The organism is Sphingomonas sp. (assembly GCF_035555815.1).
Classification (GTDB): domain Bacteria; phylum Pseudomonadota; class Alphaproteobacteria; order Sphingomonadales; family Sphingomonadaceae; genus Sphingomonas.
Window position 1 is genome coordinate 1 of record NZ_DATMGG010000174.1, and the last position, 4,421, is coordinate 4,421.

Below are 4,421 nucleotides of genomic sequence, written 5' to 3' on the forward strand. Positions count from 1 at the left end.
GCCGTCGATCGTCGGCGCCGCGGCCAGCCGCACGCGATTGTCGCCGCCGGGAACCCGCACGCGCCACACCTCACGCGGCGAATCGGCAAGCGCGAGGTGACCCATCGACTTGGACGCGCTGCCGCCCGGCTGGTTCCACGCATCGTTCGCGACGGCCGGCGGCAGCACCACCTCGATCCCGGCCAGCGTCTTGTCGACGGTGATCGAGTTTTCGGACATCAGGATCGGCACGCGATCGCCGACGACCGGCGTCTTTTTCTTGCCGCCCTTCAACGCGGCGCAACCGCCCGCCCCCGCAACGATCGCGAGCGCGGCGCACGCGGTGACAAATCTGTTCATTCGGGCTTCTTTTCCTCAGTGGTGTCGACCGCGTCGATGCCCAGTACCCCGGCCATCTGAACCGCACGTTGACGGGTCGACGACGGCACGCCTTCATCCTTGGCGAGATCGCCGAACAGCCGCCCGGCCAGATCCTTGCGGCCCATGCGCAGATAGGCGACCGCGGTCATCTCCCCCGCGCTGCCGAAGAACGGCTTCCCCTTGATCGCCAGCGGCCGCATCCGATCGATCACCACCTGCGGCTGGAGCGAATCATATTCGGCCAGCGTCTGGCGGACCAGCGCCAGATCGCGCAGCGGCTGTGCGGCGGAGCCGTCGCCGGCGACCTCCGCGAACTTGGCGGCGGCGCCCTTCAGATCGTCCTTTTGCAGCGCGATGTCGGCCAGCGTGAACTTCGACAGCGCGGCATAGCCCGGCGTGCCGTCCTTCGCGAGCTGATCGAGCATCGGTGCGGCGGCGGCCGCCCGGTTGTTGCCCAGTTCGTCGAGCGCCTTGTTGAAGGTGATGCCCTGCTCCCCCGCCTTCGCCTCACGGTGCGACTGCCAGAACAGCCAGCCGGCGAAGGCCGCCAGGCCCAGCACCACGGCGACGACAATGGCGATGCCCCAGCGCCGCCACAAGGCGATCGCCTGATCGCGACGCAGTTCGTCGTCGACCTCGCGGAGGAATGCTTCGTTGGACTGCGGGCTGAGCGCCACGGGGCGGTTACTCCACGGAGGATCGGATGGCGGCGGACCTTAGCCGCGCGCGCGGCCAAGGAAAAGCGTTCACGGCTTTGGCGCGTAGACCTGCTCTGGACCAGGAAACGCGCGCGACCGAACCTCCCCCGCATAGGTGGTGACCGCGGCGGAAATGCGGCCGGCGAGATCCTCGTAACGCTTCACGAATCGCGCGGTGCGATCGAACATGCCCAGCATGTCGTCGATCACCAGCACCTGACCGTCGCATTCGGCCGACGCGCCGATGCCGATCACCGGACAGCCGACCGCCGCGACGATCTCCTTCGCCAGCGTCTCGACCACGCCCTCCGCGACGATGCCGAACGCGCCCGCCTCGGCGATCGCGCGGGCATCGTCCAGAATCTTGGCATGTTCGGCGTTCGAGCGGCCGCGCGCGCCGTAGCCGCCCAGCGCGTTGACCGCCTGCGGAGTCAGCCCGACATGGCCCATCACCGGGATGCCGCGCCGGGTGAGGAATTCGACGGTCGGCGCCATCACCGCGCCGCCTTCCATCTTGACCGCGGCGGCGCCGGTTTCGGCGAGCACCCGCGACGCACTGGCAAAGGCCTGTTCGGGCGAGCCCTCATAGCTGCCGAACGGCATGTCGATCACCACCAGCGCGTGATAGCTGCCGCGCACCACCGCCGCGCCATGCGCGCACATCATGTCGAGCGTGACCGGCAGCGTCGACGGCAGGCCGTAAATCACCTGTCCCAGGCTGTCGCCGACCAGCAGCATGTCGCAGTGCGGATCGAGCAGCTGCGCCATCCGCACGGTGTAGGCGGTGAGCATGACCAGCGGATCGCCGCCCTTGCGCGCCTGAATCGCGGGGATCGTCAGCCGCTTCATCGGCGCCGGCGTGGGGTTCGCGCGGCTGGTGGACGTGTCGATGGTGAAGGTGGTCGACATGGGCGCCGCCCTAGCCGCGCTCAGCCGCCGACGCCAGCCGATCCCGCACATGGACGAAGTATCTTTACATCATGTTTGATATTTTTTACATTGCGTCTGGTAATTCGAACACATGGAGCGTGACGATGCCGTTTCGGGAAAAGATCGCCTGGGTCTCGCTGGCGGGAATCGTGGCCGCCTTCACCCCTTATTTCGTGCTGGTCGGGCATTATTCCGGCCCGGCGTCGGCCTATGCGGGCTTCAGCGTAGGGCTGCTGATCGGCATGGTCGTCGTGCTGACGATCCTGGTGACCGTCGCCAGCATCGGCGTGGCGCTGACCAACATCCGCGACGCACAGGCCCCGGCCGACGAACGCGACCACACCGTCGCGCGCCGGGCCTCATCGATCGCCTATGCCGTGCTGCTGCCGGCGCTGTTCTTCGCGATGGCGACCGTGCTGCTCGGCTGGAGCGCGATCGGCGTGATCAACGCCGTGCTGGCGGCGGTGGTGCTGGCCGAGCTGGCGCGCAACGCGCTGGAGATCGTCTGCTATCGGCGGGGCTGGTGATGGCGGCGCCGCCGATCACCAACACCATCCGCACGCTGCGCTTCATGGCGGGGGAGATGACGCAGGCCGAGCTGGGCGAGCGGATCGGCGTCACCCGCCAGACGATCGCGGCGATCGAGGCGGGCAAATACTCCCCCAGCCTCGAATCGGCGTTCCGCATCGCGAAGGTGTTCGGCAAGCCGCTGGACGAAGTGTTCGCGTGGGAGGGGGAATAGGCAGAATGCCGATATTGCCTCCCGTCGCTCACGCGAGCATCACACCGCTATCATGCCTATCGATAATGACCCGCGCTGGAATCGATACGCGCGGGCGCTCGATATTCTTGAACGACGTGCCAACGGACATGCCCTGCCCATTATACGGCGACTCGCGCATCGCGGCTTTTCCCCAGCGATTACCGTCCTCACCGACTATGTCCCCGAGCGGAAGGCGATCAGGCTGCTCCGCCGATCGGCGCGGAATGGCGATCCGGTATCGGCGTACAACCTCGCGATAACGCATCGCAATCTCGGAGATATGCTTAACTACCGCCTCGCGTTGGCACATGCTGCGCGGCTGGATGAAAGCGCCGCGGAAGAGCTGCGAAAATTCCAGACCCGCTTTCCGGAGGAGATCATGCGGCAACACGGGCGAAAGGCGCCTCGCCAACGATAACGCCTTCCTGCCACTCGCTAGCCAGACGCTCGCGACTAAACTCCCGCCCGCTCCTTCACATACACGTTCATCGCTATCGAGATGCGGTCGCGGGTGCCTTCGTTGGGGCGGACGCCGTGGCGGATCCATGCCGGGAACAGCACCAGATCGCCCGCCTGGGTCGTCAGTCGCCGCTCGACCGGCTGGGGCGCGCCGTCGAGCCCGACCATGCGGAAACCGGGAAAGGTCATCAGCGTCGCCGGAAAGCGCGGATCCTCGAAATAGATCTCGCCGCCCGTGTCGACACCGGGATCGCGGCCCATGTCGACATAATAGGACGCCGCCCACAACACGCCGGGGTGCGCGTGGCTCATATTGAGCGCGCCGGGCGGCGACACGTTCGCCCACATCCGCACCGACCAGTCGACGCTGGCGGCATCGCGCTCCTCGAAATGCGACAGCCGCTTGGCGAGCTTGATCGTGGTGTCGGCCAGCTGCCGCGCCGGGGCGCCGCCCCATTGCAGCATGTCGGTGGCCGAATGCCAGCCGCCGATGTTCGAGCGGCGGATGCCCTCCTCATCCGCTGCCCGGCGCGCGCGGATCGCGGTGGCGAGCGCGGCGGTCAGCGGCGCGTGATCGGCGACGCGACCGTGGAGCACCGGCGTTTCGAACAGGCCGAGGAATTCGGCCCTGACCTTGAGCGGATCGGCTGCTGGATCGGGCGCGGACATGCGCGCGCCCCTATCCGTGCCGCGTCAGGAAATCCAGCCGCGCCGCCGCGCCACCCCCGCAAGGCGGACCGCGAGCAGCGCGACCACCAGGATGAAGGCGGGAAACGCCAGCACCGACGCGCCCTTTTGCGCGATCAGATCGGTCGTCGCGAACAGATAGCCGAACTGAACGACCACCGCGATGAGCGAGAGGATGAACAACGGCCGCGCCATCGCCGATCGGCGGAGCAGCGCCACCGCGCCGGCCAGCGCGGAGCCGACCGCGACAGCATAGACGTAGTTGTACCAGCCCGGCAGCGCGGCATAGAGCGCGCGATCATAGTCGCTGGCCGGCCCCATCGCGTCCGCGCCCATCTTGAACTGGGTAAAACAGGCATAGCAGCCAATCACGCCCCATGCCGCGAACAGCAGCGCGGCGGGCGCGAACCATGTCGGAGGCCGTTGCCGCAGATACGTCGCCATTCTCTATCCCCCGCGATCCATCCCCTGGTTACGAACGTAACAAGTTGACGCGGCTTTTACTAGCGCAAGACTTCACCGTA

The 4,421-nt window shown here is 67.2% G+C and carries 7 protein-coding genes and 1 pseudogene; 3 read left to right on the plus strand and 5 right to left on the minus strand.

Translation table 11 applies throughout. The features are described 5' to 3' along the window. From VNR91_RS09575 to panB, 3 genes and pseudogenes are all read right to left on the minus strand, one after another. Positions 1-339 (minus strand): annotated as a pseudogene (locus VNR91_RS09575) (pyrrolo-quinoline quinone); the annotation flags it as partial. Further along, on the minus strand, positions 336-1,037 hold the full coding sequence (locus VNR91_RS09580; protein ID WP_325490538.1) for a tetratricopeptide repeat protein: 702 nt from the start codon (positions 1,035-1,037) through the stop codon (positions 336-338). The gene VNR91_RS09580 and the pseudogene VNR91_RS09575, both read right to left, overlap by 4 nt. Before the next feature lie 69 nt (positions 1,038-1,106). Continuing rightward, the gene (panB, locus tag VNR91_RS09585) at positions 1,107-1,967 is read right to left on the minus strand and encodes a 3-methyl-2-oxobutanoate hydroxymethyltransferase (protein ID WP_325490539.1); all 861 of its coding nucleotides are present in this window, start codon (positions 1,965-1,967) and stop codon (positions 1,107-1,109) included. A 125-nt stretch (positions 1,968-2,092) separates the two neighbouring features. Between panB and VNR91_RS09590 the strand changes: the two genes are divergently transcribed. From VNR91_RS09590 to VNR91_RS09600, 3 genes are read left to right on the plus strand one after another with little or no spacing between them, the layout of a single operon-like run. Further along, the gene (locus VNR91_RS09590; RefSeq protein ID WP_325490540.1) at positions 2,093-2,515 is read left to right on the plus strand and encodes a hypothetical protein; all 423 of its coding nucleotides are present in this window, start codon (positions 2,093-2,095) and stop codon (positions 2,513-2,515) included. After that, positions 2,515-2,730, plus strand: a complete 216-nt coding sequence (locus tag VNR91_RS09595) for a helix-turn-helix transcriptional regulator (protein ID WP_325490541.1) — start codon at positions 2,515-2,517, stop codon at positions 2,728-2,730. Before VNR91_RS09590 ends, VNR91_RS09595 begins: the two co-directional genes overlap by 1 nt. A gap of 52 nt (positions 2,731-2,782) precedes the next feature. Continuing rightward, on the plus strand, positions 2,783-3,169 hold the full coding sequence (locus VNR91_RS09600; protein ID WP_325490542.1) for a hypothetical protein: 387 nt from the start codon (positions 2,783-2,785) through the stop codon (positions 3,167-3,169). 35 nt (positions 3,170-3,204) lie between these two features. Here the strand turns inward: VNR91_RS09600 and VNR91_RS09605 are convergent, their stop codons facing one another. Beyond that, positions 3,205-3,879, minus strand: a complete 675-nt coding sequence (locus tag VNR91_RS09605) for a TIGR02466 family protein (protein ID WP_325490543.1) — start codon at positions 3,877-3,879, stop codon at positions 3,205-3,207. A 24-nt stretch (positions 3,880-3,903) separates the two neighbouring features. Then, positions 3,904-4,341, minus strand: coding sequence for a hypothetical protein (locus VNR91_RS09610; RefSeq protein ID WP_325490544.1), 438 nt, complete (start codon positions 4,339-4,341; stop codon positions 3,904-3,906). Positions 4,342-4,421 lie beyond the last annotated feature (80 nt).

Coding starts and splice junctions, on each gene's coding strand:
- panB (WP_325490539.1), bottom strand. CDS start 1,967: ATGTCGACCACCTTCACCATCGACACGTCCACCAGCCGCGCGAACCCC.
- VNR91_RS09590 (WP_325490540.1), top strand. CDS start 2,093: ATGCCGTTTCGGGAAAAGATCGCCTGGGTCTCGCTGGCGGGAATCGTG.
- VNR91_RS09595 (WP_325490541.1), top strand. CDS start 2,515: ATGGCGGCGCCGCCGATCACCAACACCATCCGCACGCTGCGCTTCATG.
- VNR91_RS09600 (WP_325490542.1), top strand. CDS start 2,783: ATGCCTATCGATAATGACCCGCGCTGGAATCGATACGCGCGGGCGCTC.
- VNR91_RS09605 (WP_325490543.1), bottom strand. CDS start 3,879: ATGTCCGCGCCCGATCCAGCAGCCGATCCGCTCAAGGTCAGGGCCGAA.
- VNR91_RS09610 (WP_325490544.1), bottom strand. CDS start 4,341: ATGGCGACGTATCTGCGGCAACGGCCTCCGACATGGTTCGCGCCCGCC.